The sequence below is a fragment of the Citrobacter sp. TBCP-5362 genome (assembly GCF_005406305.1).
Lineage (GTDB): Bacteria > Pseudomonadota > Gammaproteobacteria > Enterobacterales > Enterobacteriaceae > Citrobacter_B > Citrobacter_B koseri.
The window spans coordinates 806,002-822,663 of record NZ_CP040234.1 but is presented as its reverse complement, the minus strand read 5'-3'; the positions used below and the strand labels follow the sequence as shown (position 1 = coordinate 822,663).

The window sequence follows — 16,662 nt, the reverse complement described above, 5'->3', positions numbered from 1 at the left end:
TTAATTTGAGATTGAGCAACAATGAAAAAACTCACCTTACCAAAAGATTTCTTATGGGGCGGCGCAGTTGCCGCTCATCAGGTTGAAGGCGGCTGGAACAAAGGCGGCAAAGGGCCGAGCATCTGTGATGTGCTGACCGGCGGAGCGCATGGCGTACCGCGTGAAATCACCCGACAAGTCGTAGCGGGTAAATATTATCCGAACCATGAAGCGGTCGATTTTTACGGTCACTATAAAGAAGACATTAAGCTGTTCGCCGAGATGGGGTTTAAATGCTTTCGCACCTCCATCGCCTGGACCCGCATTTTCCCGCAGGGTGACGAGACGCAACCGAACGAAGAAGGGCTGAAATTCTACGATGATATGTTCGATGAGTTGCTCAGATACAACATCGAACCGGTCATCACCCTCTCCCACTTTGAAATGCCGCTGCATCTGGTACAGCAATACGGCGGCTGGACCAACCGTAAAGTGGTGGATTTCTTCGTCCGCTTCGCGGAGGTGGTATTTGAGCGCTACAAGCACAAAGTCAAATACTGGATGACCTTCAACGAGATCAACAACCAGCGCAACTGGCGCGCGCCACTGTTTGGCTACTGCTGTTCTGGCGTGGTGTATACCGAGCATGAAAACCCGGAAGAAACCATGTATCAGGTGCTGCATCACCAGTTCGTCGCCAGCGCGCTGGCGGTGAAGGCGGCACGCCGCATCAACCCGGAGATGAAGGTCGGCTGTATGCTGGCGATGGTCGCGCTCTATCCGTTTTCCTGTAAGCCGGAAGATGTCATGTTCGCGCAGGAATCCATGCGTGAGCGCTATGTGTTTACCGACGTTCAGCTACGCGGCTACTACCCGTCTTATGTACTGAACGAATGGGAACGTCGCGGCTTTAACATCAACATGGACGCTGGCGACGCGGAGATTCTGCGCGAAGGCACCTGCGATTACCTTGGCTTCAGCTATTACATGACTAACGCAGTAAAAGCGGAAGGCGGTAGCGGCGATGCCATTTCCGGCTTCGAGGGCAGCGTGCCGAATCCGCACGTCAAAGCTTCCGACTGGGGCTGGCAAATTGACCCGGTCGGCCTGCGTTATTCCCTGTGCGAGCTGTATGAACGCTATCAGAAACCGCTGTTTATTGTGGAAAATGGGTTTGGCGCCTACGACAAAGTGGAAGAAGACGGCAGCATCAACGACGATTACCGCATCGACTATCTGCGTGCTCACGTAGAAGAGATGATGAAAGCGGTGACGTATGATGGCGTGGATCTGATGGGCTATACGCCGTGGGGCTGCATCGACTGCGTGTCATTCACGACCGGACAATACAGCAAGCGTTACGGTTTTATTTACGTGAATAAGCATGACGACGGTAGCGGCGATATGTCGCGCTCGCGGAAGAAAAGTTTTACCTGGTATAAAGAGGTTATCGCCAGCAACGGCGAGAAGCTGTAATTTTTTGCCGGATGGCGGCTAATACCTTATCCGGCCGACAAGTTCTGTCTCCGAATAAAAAAAGCCGGGTAGCGCTTGCGCTTACCCGGCCTACAGCATGGCAGAGAGATTACTGATATTCGCTCATCGGTACGCAGGAGCAGAACAGATTACGGTCGCCGTAAACGTCATCAAGGCGTTTCACGGTCGGCCAGTACTTGTTCGCTACCCCCGCCGGGAACACCGCGACTTCACGGCTGTATCCGTGGTTCCACTCCGCGACCAGCTCATTCTGCGTATGCGGCGCGTTAACCAGCGGGTTATCCTCCAGCGGCCACTCACCGGCTTTCACGCGATCGATTTCCGCGCGAATCGCCAGCATCGCATTGATAAAGCGATCCAGCTCCATCTTGCTTTCAGATTCCGTCGGTTCAACCATCAACGTTCCCGCCACCGGGAACGACATGGTCGGCGCGTGGAAGCCGTAGTCGATCAAACGCTTGGCAATATCCAGCTCGCTGATGCCGGTTTCTTCTTTCAGCGGGCGGATGTCGAGAATACACTCGTGCGCCACGCGGCCATCGCGACCGGTATACAGCACCGGATACGCGTCTTTCAGGCGGCTGGCGATATAGTTGGCGTTCAGAATCGCCACCTGGCTCGCCTGCTTCAGCCCTTCCGCGCCCATCATGCGGATGTACATCCAGCTGATCGGCAGAATGGATGCGCTGCCGAACGGTGCGGCGGACACCGCGCCCTGACGGGTCAGCATCCCTTCGATCTGCACCACGCTGTGACCCGGAACAAACGGCGCCAGATGTGATTTCACGCCGATCGGCCCCATACCCGGGCCGCCGCCGCCGTGCGGAATGCAGAAGGTTTTATGCAGGTTGAGGTGTGAAACATCCGCGCCGATGAAGCCCGGAGAGGTAATGCCAACCTGCGCGTTCATGTTTGCGCCATCGAGGTATACCTGGCCGCCGAACTGATGCACGATCTCGCACACCTCACGAATGGTTTCTTCGTACACGCCGTGGGTGGATGGGTAAGTCACCATGATGCAAGAGAGATTGTCACCCGCCTGCTCGGCTTTAGCGCGCAGATCCGCCAGATCGATGTTGCCGTTCTTATCGCATGCGACCACCACCACCTGCATACCCGCCATCTGTGCGGAAGCCGGGTTGGTGCCGTGAGCGGAGGCCGGGATCAGACAGATATCGCGATGACCGTCGTTGCGGCTTTCGTGATAATGACGAATCGCCAGCAGGCCCGCGTATTCGCCCTGCGCGCCGGAGTTCGGCTGCATACACACGGCATCATAGCCCGTCAGTTTCACCAGCCAGTCAGAAAGCTGGTTGATCATCTGATGATACCCTTCCGCCTGATCTGCCGGGCAGAACGGATGCAGTTCCGCAAATTCCGGCCAGGTGATGGGGATCATCTCCGCCGCCGCGTTCAGCTTCATGGTACAGGAACCCAGCGGGATCATTGCCTGGTTCAGCGCCAGATCTTTACGCTCCAGCGAGTGCATGTAGCGCATCATCTCCGTTTCGCTGTGGTAACGGTTGAACACCGGATGCGTCAGGATCGCGTCATCACGCAGCATACTCTCCTGGATAGAGCGGCTATCGTGCGCCACGTCTTTATCCAGCGTATCAATGTTCAGACCGTGGTCGTCGCCCAGCAGTACAGAGAACAGTTGCAGCACGTTTTCGCGGGTTGTCGTTTCATCCAGCGTGATGCCGACAGCGTTGTGGATGTCGCTGCGCAGGTTGATCTCTGCGGCTTCCGCGCGCGCCAGGACGGCGGCTTTATCGGCCACCTCTACGCACAGGGTGTCGAAGTAATGCGCATGGCGCAGTTTCAGCCCTTTTTGTTGCAGGCCCGCCGCCAGAATGTCGGTCAGGCGGTGAATGCGATTAGCAATGCGCTTCAGCCCAACCGGACCGTGATAAACGGCATACAGGCTGGCGATGTTGGCCAGCAGCACCTGCGAAGTACAAATATTGGAGTTCGCTTTCTCGCGACGGATATGCTGTTCGCGAGTCTGCATAGCCATGCGCAGTGCGGTATTGCCCGCCGCATCTTTCGATACGCCGATAATACGGCCCGGCATGGAACGTTTGAATTCATCTTTGGCGGCAAAGAACGCCGCGTGTGGGCCGCCGTAGCCCATCGGTACGCCGAAGCGTTGCGCAGAGCCGAACACAATGTCCGCGCCCTGTTTACCCGGCGCCGTCAGCAACACCAGCGCCATAAAATCGGCGGCCACGCTGACGATAACTTTACGTGACTTCAGTTCGCTAATCAGCGCGCTGTAGTCGTGGACTTCACCGGTGGTGCCAACCTGCTGCAACAGCACGCCGAACACATCCTGGTGATCCAGCACTTTTTCCGCGTCATCGACGATCACATCAAAACCGAAGGTCTCCGCGCGGGTGCGCACGACGTCCAGCGTTTGCGGGTGAACGTCAGAGGCGACAAAGAAACGGTTGGCGTTTTTCAGTTTGCTGATGCGTTTTGCCATCGCCATCGCTTCTGCGGCAGCGGTTGCTTCATCCAGCAACGAAGCGGAGGCCATATCCAGCCCGGTCAGATCCAGCGTCACCTGCTGGAAATTCAGCAGCGCTTCCAGACGCCCCTGCGAAACTTCCGGCTGATAAGGCGTATACGCAGTGTACCAGCCCGGATTTTCCAGCATATTGCGCAGGATAACCGGCGGCAGCTGCACCGCGGTATAACCCATGCCAATGTAAGACGTGAAGCGCTTGTTGCGACCGGCAATCGCTTTTAATTCGGCCAGCGCGGCGTATTCCGTCGCCGCTTCACCTACCTGCGGCGGCGTGGCAAGCTGAATGTCTTTCGGCACAATCTGGCCGATCAGCGCGTTTAACGACTCGGCGCCAACGGTATTCAGCATCTCTTGCTGCTGTGCGGCGTCCGGTCCAATGTGGCGTTCAATGAAAGCGCCGCTGTTTTCAAGCTGGCTTAGCGTCTGTGTCATGGGCGATGGTTCCTGAAACGTGCAGTGAATCGTGATTGTCTCTGGCTCAATTGCCCGGTGGCGCTAACGCTTACCGGGCCTACGCGTGCGAAAACGAATACGCAAAATCATTCACGTTGCAGGACGGCGGCGACGCAGAGAACCCCCAGGAGCTTACATAAGTAAGTGACTGGGGTGAGCGAGGAAGCCAACACACCTGCTGCGTGAAGGATGAAGCGTATTTATTCGTCTTCTAACAATGCTTCGTATGCGGTTGCATCCAGCAGCGAGTCGATTTCGCTTTCGTCGCTGGCTTTGATTTTGAAGATCCAGCCACCCGCATACGGCTCGCTGTTGACCAGTTCAGGGGAGTCGCTGAGCGCGTCGTTTACCGCCACAATCTCACCGCTCACCGGCGCATAAATGTCAGAAGCGGCTTTTACCGATTCTGCTACCGCGCAGTCATCGCCCGCCGCAACGGTGGCGCCGACGTCTGGCAGATCGACAAAAACCATATCACCCAGCAATTCCTGAGCGTGCTCCGTGATGCCAACCGTGTAAGTACCGTCTGCTTCTTTGCGCAGCCATTCGTGTTCTTTGCTGTATTTCAGTTCTACAGGTACGTTGCTCATCAATAAATCTCCAAAAAAGGATGAATCACGCGACGGCTTTGCCGTTACGCACAAAAACAGGTTTAGTGACTTTTACTGGCATTTCGCGGTTGCGGATCTGCACGATCGCCGTCTCGCCAATACCCGCCGGAACGCGCGCCAGCGCAATGCTGTAGCCCAGCGTCGGAGAGAAAGTGCCGCTGGTAATAATGCCTTCCAGCTGATTCCCCTGGGCATCGGTAAAGCGTACCGGCAGTTCGTTACGCAGTACGCCTTTCTCGGTCATAACCAGACCCACCAGTTGTTCGGTGCCTTTTTCACGCTGGACTTCCAGCGCCTCGCGACCAATAAAATCGCGATCGGCCGGTTCCCAGGCGATGGTCCAGCCCATGTTCGCCGCCAGCGGAGAGACGCCTTCATCCATCTCCTGACCATACAGGTTCATACCCGCTTCCAGACGCAGCGTATCGCGCGCGCCCAGGCCACACGGCTTCACGCCGGATTCCACCAGCGCACGCCAGAAATCCGCCGCCTTTTCGTTTGGCATCGCAATTTCATAGCCTGCTTCGCCGGTATAACCGGTTGTTGCAATAAACAGATCGCCCGCCTGCACGCCAAAGAACGGTTTCATGCCTTCCACCGCCTTGCGCTGTTCTTCAGTAAACAGCGTGGCCGCTTTCGCCTGCGCATTCGGCCCCTGTACCGCAATCAGCGACAGGTCGTCACGAACGGTGATGTCGATGGCGTAAGGTTCGGCGTGTTGGGTAATCCAGGAGAGGTCTTTTTCGCGGGTGGCGGAGTTTACAACGAGGCGGAAGAAATCTTCAGTGAAGTAATAGACAATCAGGTCATCTATCACGCCGCCCGAGGCATTGAGCATACCAGAGTAGAGGGCTTTACCGGTCTTTGTGAGTTTCGCCACGTCATTCGCCAGCAGATAACGCAAAAACTCCCGGGTGCGGCTGCCGCGTAGATCGACGATGGTCATATGCGACACATCAAACATACCGGCATCAGTGCGAACTGCATGGTGCTCATCAAGTTGAGAACCATAGTGCAGCGGCATCATCCAGCCATGGAAATCCACCATGCGCGCGCCACAAAGCGTGTGTTGTTCGTATAAAGGAGTCTGTTGAGCCATCTTGTCCTCATTGAATAAGCGGGGCTTACAACCATTTCATGGTGAAATCTTCGCCACGAAACCCGGCGTCGCAGCCACTCCAGGGCTTCGACGCAAACGTTCTCTTTTACCTGAACTTACCACCGAAGCAGACGCTAAACCATAAGGCAAAATTAACCATCACATTAGCTTATGACCAAAAAACGCCAAACCCACATCAGCATAAAAAACCATGAAATAAACAAAAAACCTCCATAAACGATAATAAAATACGCAACCACCCGCACATATCCATATTAAATGTGGAAAAATTGTCAAAAATGACGATAGTTGAAAATCGTAATATTAAAAAAACTAATGCGAAAAGAGAGGTGAAATTAGATTATTTCAAATGAGGAAAGCGTCCCGGCGCGAAGGCCGGGAGAGGAAAATGTGACGGGTTTCAAACTCTCAGAAGCAGGAGGGAAATGCTTAGCGGAGCCACTCAGGCAGATCGTTCAATCCCATCGCCTGACGAATCAGTTGCGGTTTTACGCCCGGGAGAGTATCGGCCAGTTTCAGACCAATATCGCGCAGCAATTTCTTCGCAGGGTTCTCTCCGGCAAACAGTTCGCGAAAACCCTGCATACCTGCCAGCATCATCGCGGCGCTGTGCTTACGGCTGCGCTCGTAGCGACGCAAATAGAGGTATTGACCAATGTCTTTGCCCTGACGTTGCAGACGTTTGAGTTCATCGATCAACTCTGCGGCGTCCATAAAGCCGAGGTTCACCCCCTGTCCCGCCAGCGGATGGATGGTATGTGCGGCGTCGCCCACCAGCGCCAGCCGGTGTGCGGCAAACTGACGCGCATAGCGTCCCGTCAGCGGGAACACCTGGCGTTCGCTCTCAACGCGGCATAAGCCGAGGCGGTTATCAAACGCGACGTTCAGCGCCCGGTTGAACGCATCCTCACTCGCCTGCTGCATATGCTCAGCATCCTGCGGAGACAGCGACCAGACAATGGAACACAGATGCGGATCGCTTAATGGCAGGAATGCCAGGATGCCTTCGCCATGAAACGCCTGACGCGCAACGGCGCCGTGCGCTTCTTCGGTGCGGATGGTCGCCACCAGCGCATGATGACGGTAATCCCAGAAGGTCAGCGGAATATCCGCTTTGTTGCGCAGCCAAGAGTTCGCGCCGTCTGCGCCAATCACCAGCCTTGCCGTCAGCATCGCGCCATCTTTCAGGGTCAGGAAGGTTTCATTTTCTCCCCAGGCGACCTGCTGCAATTCAGCCGGTGCCATCAGGGTAATATCCGCTGACTGCTGCGCCTTTTGCCATAGCGCGTAGTGGATCACCGAATTTTCAATGATGTGCCCCAGGTGGCTGTATCCCATGCTTTTGTCATCAAACTCAATGCGGCCAAAGCTGTCTTTATCCCAGACTTCCATACCGTGGTAGCAGCTTGCGCGGCGAGCAAGAATGTCTGACCAGACCCCAAGACGCGTAAGCAGTTTTTCACTGGCGGCATTGATAGCCGACACGCGTAATGCCGGGGGAGCGTCGCTCGCCAGCGGCTGTGGAACGCGCTGTTCCAGAACGGCAACGCGTAAACCGCTGCCCTGCAAACCGCAGGCGACAGCCAGGCCTACCATGCCTCCGCCAACAATGGCTACATCAACACTTTGCACTGTGTACTCCTGAAAATAGGACAATCAAAAACCGTAGGCCGGATAAGGCAAAGCCACCATCCGGCATTATATTACTTCCGCGGCATTGCCTGATGGCGCTGCGCTAATCAGGCCTACTTCTTTATTCCGACCTACCGGTAAATTATCGTGCGACCCAGCCCAACGTCCGTTTTGCCAACGTGTCGCGAAGGGGAGGCAATAACTCCATCGCCATTAAGCCGACGTTGCGCCCGGCAATCAGCGGCGCCCAGCGGTTAGCAAACAGATGCACCAGGCTATCCGTTATGCCAACCGTCGCCTCTCTGTCAGCCTGACGGCGCGACTGGTACTCAGAAAGCACGCCGTACTCGCCGACGTCCGCCCCAGACTCATGCGCCTGCACCAGCGTTTCGGCAAGGCTCATCACATCGCGCAGCCCCAGGTTAAACCCTTGCCCGGCGATAGGATGCAGCGTCTGCGCCGCATTGCCGACCAGCACGGTGCGATGGGTTATCGCTTTGGCCGCCGTGGTGAGCGCTAACGGATAAGCGCTGCGCTTACCCGCATGGGTGATTCGTCCCAGCCGCCAGCCAAACGCCGACTGTAGCTCATGGCAAAAACGTTCATCCGACCAGCGCATGATCTCGTCGCGCTGTTCAAGCGGATGGCACCACACCAGCGAACAGCGACCTTCGGACATCGGCAACATCGCCAGCGGGCCGTGTTGGGTAAAGCGTTCAAACGCACGTCCGTCATGCGCGATAGCGGTCGCAACGTTGGCGATCACCGCCAGTTGTTCATAAGGCTGCTGCTGCCAGTCCACGCCGCAGGCGGTCGCCAGAGCGGAGTGCGTACCGTCGGCCGCCACCACGACATGACCAGAAATCACGTCACCGTTTTCCAGAGTGACATTCACCTTTTCTTGCGTTCGCGCCACGCTGGCAACGCGATCCGGGCAATGCAGCGTCACGCCCGGCGCTTTGCGCAACAGCGCAAACAGTCGCTGACCGACATCATGCAGCTCCACAACCTGCCCCAACGCAGCGATGCTGTAATCCTGCGCGTCCAGAGTGACAAAACCGGCATGGCCGCGATCGCTGACATGTACCGTGTTGATCGCCGTTGCGCAATCAGCAATCGCCTGCCAGACGCCAATCCGCGCCAGTTGCTGACAGGTGCCTGCCGCCAGCGCGATCGCCCGGGCGTCGAACCCGGGATGCGCGGCGGCTTCAGGCGCGCTCGCTTCAATCAGGTGCACGGCCAGTTTGCCGTGGCTAAGCTGAGAAAGGGCCAGCGCCAGCGTCGCGCCCACCATACCGCCGCCAACAATAATCACGCTCATAGCTGACGCGCCGCCGCCATTAAGGCTTCAATATCGTCCGCTTTTTTCACTACGCTGGCGGTCAGGTTTTCGTTGCCCGTTTCCGTAATGACAATGTCATCTTCAATACGGATGCCGATGCCGCGATACGCTTCCGGCACGTCGGCGTCCGGCGCAATGTACAGACCCGGTTCAACGGTGAGCACCATACCCGGCTCCAGCACGCGGGAGCGATCCTGCCCGTAAACGCCGACATCGTGTACGTCCAGCCCCAGCCAGTGGCTAAGACCATGCATAAAGAATGGACGATGGGCGTTTTCCGCGATCAACTGCTCCACGTCACCCTGCAAAATGCCCAGATTCACCAGCCCCGCGATCATGATGCGCACCACTTCTCCCGTGACCTCCTGGATAGACGTTCCCGGACGAAACAGGCGTAAGCTGGTTTCCAGCGACGCCAGCACGATATCGTAGATTTCGCGCTGGGCGGGCGTAAATTTGCCGTTCACCGGGAAAGTACGCGTAATGTCGCCAGCATAACCTTTGTATTCGCATCCGGCGTCGATCAACACCAGATCGCCGTCGCGCATTTCGCTTTCATTTTCGGTGTAGTGGAGGATGCAGCCGTTCTCACCGCTGCCGACAATGGTGTTATAGGACGGATAGCGCGCGCCGTGACGGTTAAATTCGTGGTGAATTTCACCTTCCAGTTGATATTCGAACATCCCCGGACGGCATTTTTTCATTGCGCGGGTATGCGCCAGCGCGCTGATCTCGCCCGCGCGACGCATAACGGCAATCTCTTCCGGCGATTTAAACAGGCGCATCTCGTGCACCATTGGCCGCCAGTCGGTCATCGTCGCCGGTGCAGTCAGGTTCTGTCGGGAACCTTTACGCAGTTTATCCAGCGCGGCGAAAACAATCTCGTCGGCATACGCATATTCGCCCTGCGCGTGGTAAACCACGTCAAGGCCATTGAGTAACTGATAAAGCTGCTGGTTGATTTCGCTGAACGCCAGCGCGCGATCTACGCCCAGTTTTTCCGGCGCGGCGTCCTGCCCCAGGCGGCGGCCAAACCAGATCTCCGCCGTCAGATCGCGAACGCGGTTAAACAAAACGCTGTGGTTATGAGTGTCATCACTTTTAATCAGCACCAGCACCGCTTCCGGTTCGTTAAAACCGGTGAAATACCAGAAATCACTGCTCTGGCGATACGGATATTCACTGTCCGCGCTGCGCGTGGCTTCCTGAGCTGCAAAAATCAACGCGGCGCTGCCCGGCTGCATTTGCGCCAGTAATGCCTGGCGGCGACGCTGATACTCCTGCTGAGATATATCGCTCATAACACTCTCCATTGCGTTTACGTTCTTAGTGCAGAGTCGGTTTCTGGACTTCCGGCGCCGTTGGCTGCTGACGCGTAAAGGTGTCGTGGCACAGCAGCGCCGCAACCCGCACATATTCGATGATCTCTTCGAGCGACATCTCCAGCTCTTCCTGATCTTCGTCTTCGTCATAACCGAGCTGGGCGATGTTGCGCAGATCGTCAATGGCTTCACCGGTTTCGCCGGTCACTTTATCCAGCTTAGGCTGCGTGACGCCAAGCCCCAGTAAAAAGTGGTTAACCCAGCCGGCCAGCGCATCAGCGCGATCGAACACGCTCACGTCGTCGCCTTCAGGCAGAAAAAGCTGAAAAAGGAAGCCGTCGTCTTCCAGCGCGTCGCTGGTTGCCGCGTGCATTTTACGCAGCGCCTGCGCCAGTTCGTGACCAAATGCCAGCCCCTCGTTCGTCAGGTCGTGCAACAGCGGCTGCCATGAGCTGTCGTTGTTGCCGCCGCAAATCATCCCACTGATCAAACCGTGCATTTCGGCCGGGGTTAACCCCGTCCCCTGTTGGTTCAAAAACTGGTTCATTTCGTTGTAACCAGGCATTTCGTTCTGTATAGACATAAGCATTCGTCATCAAAGGGAGGATATTCATGATATGCTACCACTTTGGACCCTGGTGAACCAGAAAAGGGCTTGTATCTTCACACCGGGGTAGCTATAGTGTCGCCCCTTCGCCGACCCAGGGTCTGGAGGCGAAGGCAGCGCAGTCAATCAGCAGGAAGGTGGCATGTCTGCACAACCCGTCGATATCCAAATTTTTGGCCGTTCACTCCGCGTGAATTGCCCGCCTGAACAAAGGGATGCGTTGAATCAGGCTGCGGACGATCTGAATCAGCGGTTGCAAGATCTAAAAGTTCGCACTAGAGTCACAAATACTGAGCAGCTGGTTTTCATTGCCGCATTGAACATCAGCTATGAATTAACTCAGGAAAAAGCGAAGACCCGCGACTACGCGGCGAGCATGGAACAACGAATTCGGATGCTTCAACAGACCATTGAACAGGCGTTGCTTGATCAGGGTCGCATAACCGAAAAAACGGGCCAAAACTTTGAATAACACTTTTCGGTTTACTATGGTAGAGTGACCGTGAAGACAAAATTTCTCTGAGATGTTTGCAAGCGGGCCAGTCCCCTGAGCCGATATTTCATACCACAAGAATGTGGCGCTCCATGGTTGGTGAGCATGCTCGGCTAGTCCGAGAAGCCTTAAAACCGTGACGACGCATTCACCTTGAACCAAGGGTTCAAGGGTTACAGCCTGCGGCGGCATCTCGGAGATTCCCCTTCTACCTGGCGACAGCCATGACGCAACTTCCTGAACTTCTTTTATCCCGACAAGAAATCCGCCAGATGATTCGGCAACGTCGCCGTACGCTAACGTCTCAACAGCAAACTGCGTTCGGTCAACAGGCCGCCACCAGAATGCTTGCTTATCCTCCCGTGGTTCTTGCCCACACCGTCGCGGTGTTTCTTTCATTTGATGGCGAGCTGGACACGCAACCCTTGATTGAGCAGCTCTGGCGCGCGGGAAAACGCGTGTATTTACCGGTTCTCCATCCGTTCAGCCCCGGCAATTTACTGTTTCTGCATTATCATCCGCAAAGCTCGCTGGTGATGAATCGTCTGAAAATTCAGGAACCGAAGCTGGACGTGCGTGACGTGCTGCCGCTCTCTCAGTTAGATGTGCTGGTTACACCGTTAGTCGCTTTCGACGAAGACGGCCAGCGTCTGGGAATGGGCGGCGGGTTCTACGACAGAACGTTGCAGAACTGGCGACAGCATAAGATCCAACCGGTGGGTTATGCGCACGATTGTCAGTTAGTGGAAAAGTTGCCTGTCGAAGAGTGGGATATCCCGCTGCCTGCGGTGGTGACGCCGTCAAAAGTGTGGGAGTGGCCGCAGTGAATTGCCTGATGGCGCTACGCTTACCCGGCCTACGAACCGATCTCACAGGCCGGGTGAGGCATAGCCGCCACCCGGCACAGTATACAAATTAGTACAGCAGACGAGCGCGAATCGTACCCGGTAGCGCTTTCATCGCCAGCAGGGCTTTCTCCGCCACATCTTCATCCGCTTCGATATCAATCACCACGTAACCGACCTGGGCAGACGTTTGCAGATACTGTGCGGCGATGTTAACGCCCTGCTCGGCAAAAATCTGGTTAAGCGCGGTCAGCACGCCCGGACGATTTTCATGGATGTGCATCAGACGACGACCGCCGTGCAGCGGCAGGGAAACTTCCGGGAAGTTCACCGCAGACAGCGTAGAGCCGTTATCAGAATACTTCGTCAGTTTGCCCGCCACTTCAAGGCCGATGTTCTCCTGCGCTTCCTGGGTAGAGCCGCCGATATGCGGCGTCAGAAGCACATTGTCGAATTCACATAGCGGAGAAGTAAACGGATCGCTGTTGGTCGCAGGTTCCGTCGGGAACACGTCGATAGCTGCGCCCGCCAGGTGTTTGCTCGCCAGCGCATCGCACAGCGCCGGGATGTCCACCACCGTACCGCGAGACGCGTTGATCAGCAGCGCGCCCGGTTTCATCAGTGCGATTTCCGTCGCGCCCATCATATTTTTGGTGGAGGCGTTTTCCGGCACATGCAGGCTCACAACGTCGCTCATGTTCAGCAGATCGGAAAGATGCTGTACCTGGGTCGCGTTGCCCAGCGGCAGTTTATTTTCAATATCGTAGAAGAAGACGTGCATGCCCAGCGATTCCGCCAGAATGCCCAACTGCGTGCCAATGTGGCCGTAACCGATGATCCCCAGCTTTTTGCCGCGCGCTTCAAACGAACCGGCCGCCAGTTTGTTCCACACGCCACGGTGCGCTTTCGCGTTCGCTTCCGGCACGCCGCGAAGCAGTAGCAGCAGCTCGCCAATCACCAGCTCCGCAACAGAACGCGTGTTGGAGAACGGCGCGTTAAACACGGGGATTCCGCGTTTTGCCGCTGCGCTCAGATCAACCTGGTTGGTGCCGATGCAGAAACATCCAATCGCCACCAGTTTCTCTGCGGCGTCAATCACATCTTCGGTCAGATGGGTTCGGGATCGCAGGCCAATGAAATGGGCATCACGGATGGACTCTTTCAACTGCTCAGTATCCAGAGCGCCTTTGTGAAATTCGATGTTGGTATAACCTGCCGCGCGAAGGTTTTCGAGTGCCTTTTGGTGCACACCTTCAACCAGCAGAAATTTAATCTTGTCTTTCTCCAGTGATACCTTTGCCATTTCCCCGACCCTGTCTTTTTATCGAAACTGATGTGTTGTATGTGGATTTGTATCCGCCTTTCAACATATCAAAAAAAACTATTGCGGCAATATGAACGTTTGCGTCGCCACTCTGAAGAAATATCATTCAGCGTGAAATGGCAGAGGAAAATGCTGGGGATAAGATTTTCTTTGGAGAGATCGGCAGGGCAACATCCAAAACGTGACACAAGTCACCAAATTTGCCCTGCCAAATTTTTTTAACGCGGGATGAATCACCCTCGCCAGATCATTTTACGATAGTTTTTACGCCGTCTGCCGTACCAATCAGCGCCACATCCGCGCCACGGTTGGCGAACAGGCCGACGGTCACGACGCCCGGAATGGCGTTAATCGCGTTTTCCATCGCGATCGGATCAAGAATTTCCATGCCGTATACGTCGAGGATCACATTGCCGTTATCAGTGACTACGCCCTGACGGTACTCAGGACGACCGCCCAGCTTCACTAACTGGCGTGCGACAGCGCTGCGCGCCATCGGGATCACTTCCACCGGCAGCGGGAATTTACCCAGAATATCGACCTCTTTGGAGGCATCCGCGATGCAGATGAATTTCTTCGCCACCGAAGCAATGATTTTCTCACGCGTCAGCGCCGCGCCGCCGCCTTTAATCATCTGCATGTGGCCGTTGATCTCATCCGCGCCATCAACATAGACGCCCAGGCTGTCCACTTCATTCAGATCGAAAACGGTAATGCCGAGGCTCTTGAGTTTTTCAGTAGATGCATCCGAGCTGGACACCGCCCCTTCAATCTGACCTTTCATTGTGCCCAGCGCATCAATAAAGTGCGCGGCTGTTGAACCGGTACCTACGCCCACAATGGTGCCGGGCTGTACATACTGAAGTGCCGCCCATCCTACTGCTTTTTTCAGTTCATCCTGCGTCATGATCGTTTCGCCTGTGGTGTGAAAATTCAGGCGCATTATAGATCATTGTGCGAAAAAATCCCTCCGACCCCGCTCGCAAGCGGCGGATTTCGTCTGTACCTGAGTGAAATTTATGTCATAGTGCGGGATAAGAAAAATTTCAGGAGTACCTCAGAGCAATGAAACGTCCAGACTACAGAACACTACAAGCGCTGGATGCGGTGATTCGTGAACGGGGATTTGAACGCGCCGCACAGAAGTTGTGCATCACACAATCCGCTGTCTCACAACGCATAAAACAGCTTGAGAATATGTTTGGGCAACCGCTGCTGGTACGTACCGTTCCGCCGCGTCCTACCGAACAAGGACAAAAATTGCTGGCGCTGCTGCGTCAGGTAGAGCTACTGGAAGATGAGTGGCTTGGCGATGAGCAAACCGGCTCCACGCCGCTGCTGCTGTCACTGGCGGTCAACGCCGACAGTCTGGCGACCTGGCTGCTTCCGGCGCTGGCGCCGGTTCTGGCCGACTCGCCTATTCGCCTCAATTTGCAGGTGGAAGATGAAACCCGCACCCAGGAACGTCTGCGTCGCGGCGAAGTGGTTGGCGCGGTGAGTATTCAGCACCAGGCGCTGCCAAGCTGCCTGGTAGACAAACTTGGCGCGCTCGACTATCTGTTCGTGGGATCAAAACCCTTCGCCGAGCGCTACTTCCCCAACGGCGTCACCCGTTCCGCGCTGTTGAAAGCGCCCGCAGTGGCGTTTGACCATCTGGACGACATGCACCAGGCCTTTTTACAGCAGAACTTCGATTTACCGCCGGGCAGCGTGCCGTGCCATATCGTTAACTCTTCCGAAGCCTTCGTACAGCTCGCGCGTCAGGGCACCACCTGCTGTATGATCCCGCATTTGCAGATCGAGAAAGAGCTGGAGAGCGGTGAGCTGATCGATTTAACGCCTGGCCTGTTCCAGCGTCGGATGCTCTACTGGCACCGTTTTGCGCCGGAAAGCCGTATGATGCGCAACGTGACTGACGCGCTGCTGGAGTATGGGCATAAGGTTTTAAGGCAGGATTAACGCGCCGTGCCTGATGACGCTACGCTTATCAGGCCTACAGGTTATTTTGTAGGCCGGATAAGGCGTTTACGCCGCCATCCGGCAATTTGCCCGGGGCGCTGCGCTTGCCGGGCCTACGATGGTTTGTAGGCCGGATAAGACGTTTCAACAACGCTTACTGTGCTTTTGTCTCTGCTGCTGGTTCTAACTGGAACACCACATCGACCTGATCAGCAAACTGAATTGTCGGCTGCTCATAGGTTTCCTGGGCCGACACCGCAGGCGCCGCGTCCGCTTTCATCATTCGCACCACCGGGCTCGGCTGATAATTAGAAACGTGGTAACGCACGCTATAAACCGGCCCCAGCTTGCTGTTAAAGCCCGCTGCCAGTTGCTCAGCCTGGTGAACCGCGTCGTCAATCGCCGCTTTACGCGCTTTATCTTTATAGGCATCCGGTTGCGCAACGCCTAATGACACCGAACGGATCTCATTCAGACCCGCTTTCAGCGCGCCATCCAGCAGAGAGTTGAGTTTGTCCAGCTGGCGCAGCGTAACTTCAACGGTTCGCACCGCGCGGTAGCCTTTCAGCACACTTTTACCATTCTGGTAGTCATAGTCCGGCTGAGTGCGCAGGTTTGCAGAGCTGATGTCTTTCTTGGCAATCTGATTTTGTTCAAGGAAAGAAAGGTATTGCGCAACACGCTCATCGGCCTGTTTCTTGGCGGAAGCGGCATCCTTTGCCGACACGTTGACTTCAATCGCCAGGGTGGCGATGTCAGGCGTCGCATCTACGCTTGCCGTCCCGGAAGTCACGATGTGCGGTCCATTCGGCAACTCATTTGCCTGTACCGGGATTGCGCTAAATCCGACTAATGCCGCAAGGGCCATCACTTTGAACTTCACTGTCGCTCCTCCATGTTACGTTAATCGCCCTGAAACTCAGGGCGCATGCAGGCAAGCTTAGCGGG

General features: G+C 55.8%; 14 protein-coding genes and 1 other RNA gene. 5 read left to right on the top strand and 10 right to left on the bottom strand.

Annotated features, from left to right (window positions below):
• Positions 1-21 precede the first annotated feature (21 nt).
• The gene (bglA, locus tag FD428_RS03960; protein WP_012135007.1) at positions 22-1,455 is read left to right on the top strand and encodes a 6-phospho-beta-glucosidase BglA; all 1,434 of its coding nucleotides are present in this window, start codon (positions 22-24) and stop codon (positions 1,453-1,455) included.
• Between the two features lie 109 nt (positions 1,456-1,564).
• On the opposite strand, the gene gcvP is transcribed toward bglA, so the two are convergent.
• The 7 genes from gcvP to ygfB all read right to left on the bottom strand — a co-directional run bounded on the left by gcvP (position 1,565) and on the right by ygfB (position 11,069).
• The gene (gcvP, locus tag FD428_RS03955) at positions 1,565-4,438 is read right to left on the bottom strand and encodes an aminomethyl-transferring glycine dehydrogenase (RefSeq protein WP_047461420.1); all 2,874 of its coding nucleotides are present in this window, start codon (positions 4,436-4,438) and stop codon (positions 1,565-1,567) included.
• 221 nt (positions 4,439-4,659) lie between these two features.
• Entirely contained in the window at positions 4,660-5,049 is a 390-nt protein-coding gene (gcvH, locus tag FD428_RS03950) for a glycine cleavage system protein GcvH (protein WP_012135010.1), read from the bottom strand.
• Between the two features lie 25 nt (positions 5,050-5,074).
• Complete coding sequence (gene gcvT / locus FD428_RS03945) at positions 5,075-6,169, bottom strand: glycine cleavage system aminomethyltransferase GcvT (protein ID WP_110493846.1); 1,095 nt, start codon at positions 6,167-6,169, stop codon at positions 5,075-5,077.
• Between the two features lie 450 nt (positions 6,170-6,619).
• Positions 6,620-7,822 carry an FAD-dependent 2-octaprenylphenol hydroxylase gene (gene ubiI, locus FD428_RS03940; RefSeq protein WP_047461414.1) on the bottom strand — a complete coding sequence of 401 codons (1,203 nt, stop codon included), beginning with the start codon at positions 7,820-7,822 and terminating at the stop codon, positions 6,620-6,622.
• Between the two features lie 142 nt (positions 7,823-7,964).
• A complete protein-coding gene (ubiH, locus tag FD428_RS03935) occupies positions 7,965-9,143 on the bottom strand; it encodes a 2-octaprenyl-6-methoxyphenyl hydroxylase (protein ID WP_114848309.1) in 1,179 nt (392 codons plus the stop codon).
• Entirely contained in the window at positions 9,140-10,465 is a 1,326-nt protein-coding gene (gene pepP, locus FD428_RS03930; protein WP_049008277.1) for a Xaa-Pro aminopeptidase, read from the bottom strand. Before pepP ends, ubiH begins: the two co-directional genes overlap by 4 nt.
• Before the next feature lie 25 nt (positions 10,466-10,490).
• A complete protein-coding gene (gene ygfB / locus FD428_RS03925) occupies positions 10,491-11,069 on the bottom strand; it encodes a UPF0149 family protein YgfB (protein ID WP_123907426.1) in 579 nt (192 codons plus the stop codon).
• Between the two features lie 166 nt (positions 11,070-11,235).
• On the opposite strand from ygfB, the gene zapA reads away from it, so the two are divergent.
• From zapA to FD428_RS03910, 3 genes are all read left to right on the top strand, one after another.
• The gene (gene zapA, locus FD428_RS03920; protein WP_006686880.1) at positions 11,236-11,565 is read left to right on the top strand and encodes a cell division protein ZapA; all 330 of its coding nucleotides are present in this window, start codon (positions 11,236-11,238) and stop codon (positions 11,563-11,565) included.
• Between the two features lie 41 nt (positions 11,566-11,606).
• Positions 11,607-11,790, top strand: a non-coding RNA gene (gene ssrS, locus FD428_RS03915) — 6S RNA.
• 20 nt (positions 11,791-11,810) lie between these two features.
• Positions 11,811-12,413: a 5-formyltetrahydrofolate cyclo-ligase gene (locus FD428_RS03910; protein ID WP_047461402.1), complete on the top strand. Its 603-nt coding sequence runs from the start codon at positions 11,811-11,813 to the stop codon at positions 12,411-12,413.
• Positions 12,414-12,501: 88 nt separating this feature from the next.
• Here FD428_RS03910 and serA read toward each other — a convergent pair whose 3' ends face one another.
• Together serA and rpiA are read right to left on the bottom strand one after the other, a co-directional pair.
• Positions 12,502-13,734 (bottom strand): phosphoglycerate dehydrogenase, encoded by a 1,233-nt coding sequence (serA, locus tag FD428_RS03905; protein WP_047461397.1) that lies wholly within the window; start codon positions 13,732-13,734, stop codon positions 12,502-12,504.
• A 268-nt stretch (positions 13,735-14,002) separates the two neighbouring features.
• Complete coding sequence (gene rpiA, locus FD428_RS03900; RefSeq protein WP_024130929.1) at positions 14,003-14,662, bottom strand: ribose-5-phosphate isomerase RpiA; 660 nt, start codon at positions 14,660-14,662, stop codon at positions 14,003-14,005.
• 158 nt (positions 14,663-14,820) lie between these two features.
• Between rpiA and argP the strand changes: the two genes are divergently transcribed.
• Complete coding sequence (gene argP, locus FD428_RS03895) at positions 14,821-15,714, top strand: DNA-binding transcriptional regulator ArgP (RefSeq protein WP_012135021.1); 894 nt, start codon at positions 14,821-14,823, stop codon at positions 15,712-15,714.
• Positions 15,715-15,868: 154 nt separating this feature from the next.
• Here the strand turns inward: argP and FD428_RS03890 are convergent, their stop codons facing one another.
• Complete coding sequence (locus FD428_RS03890) at positions 15,869-16,597, bottom strand: oxidative stress defense protein (RefSeq protein ID WP_012135022.1); 729 nt, start codon at positions 16,595-16,597, stop codon at positions 15,869-15,871.
• Positions 16,598-16,662: the final 65 nt, after the last annotated feature.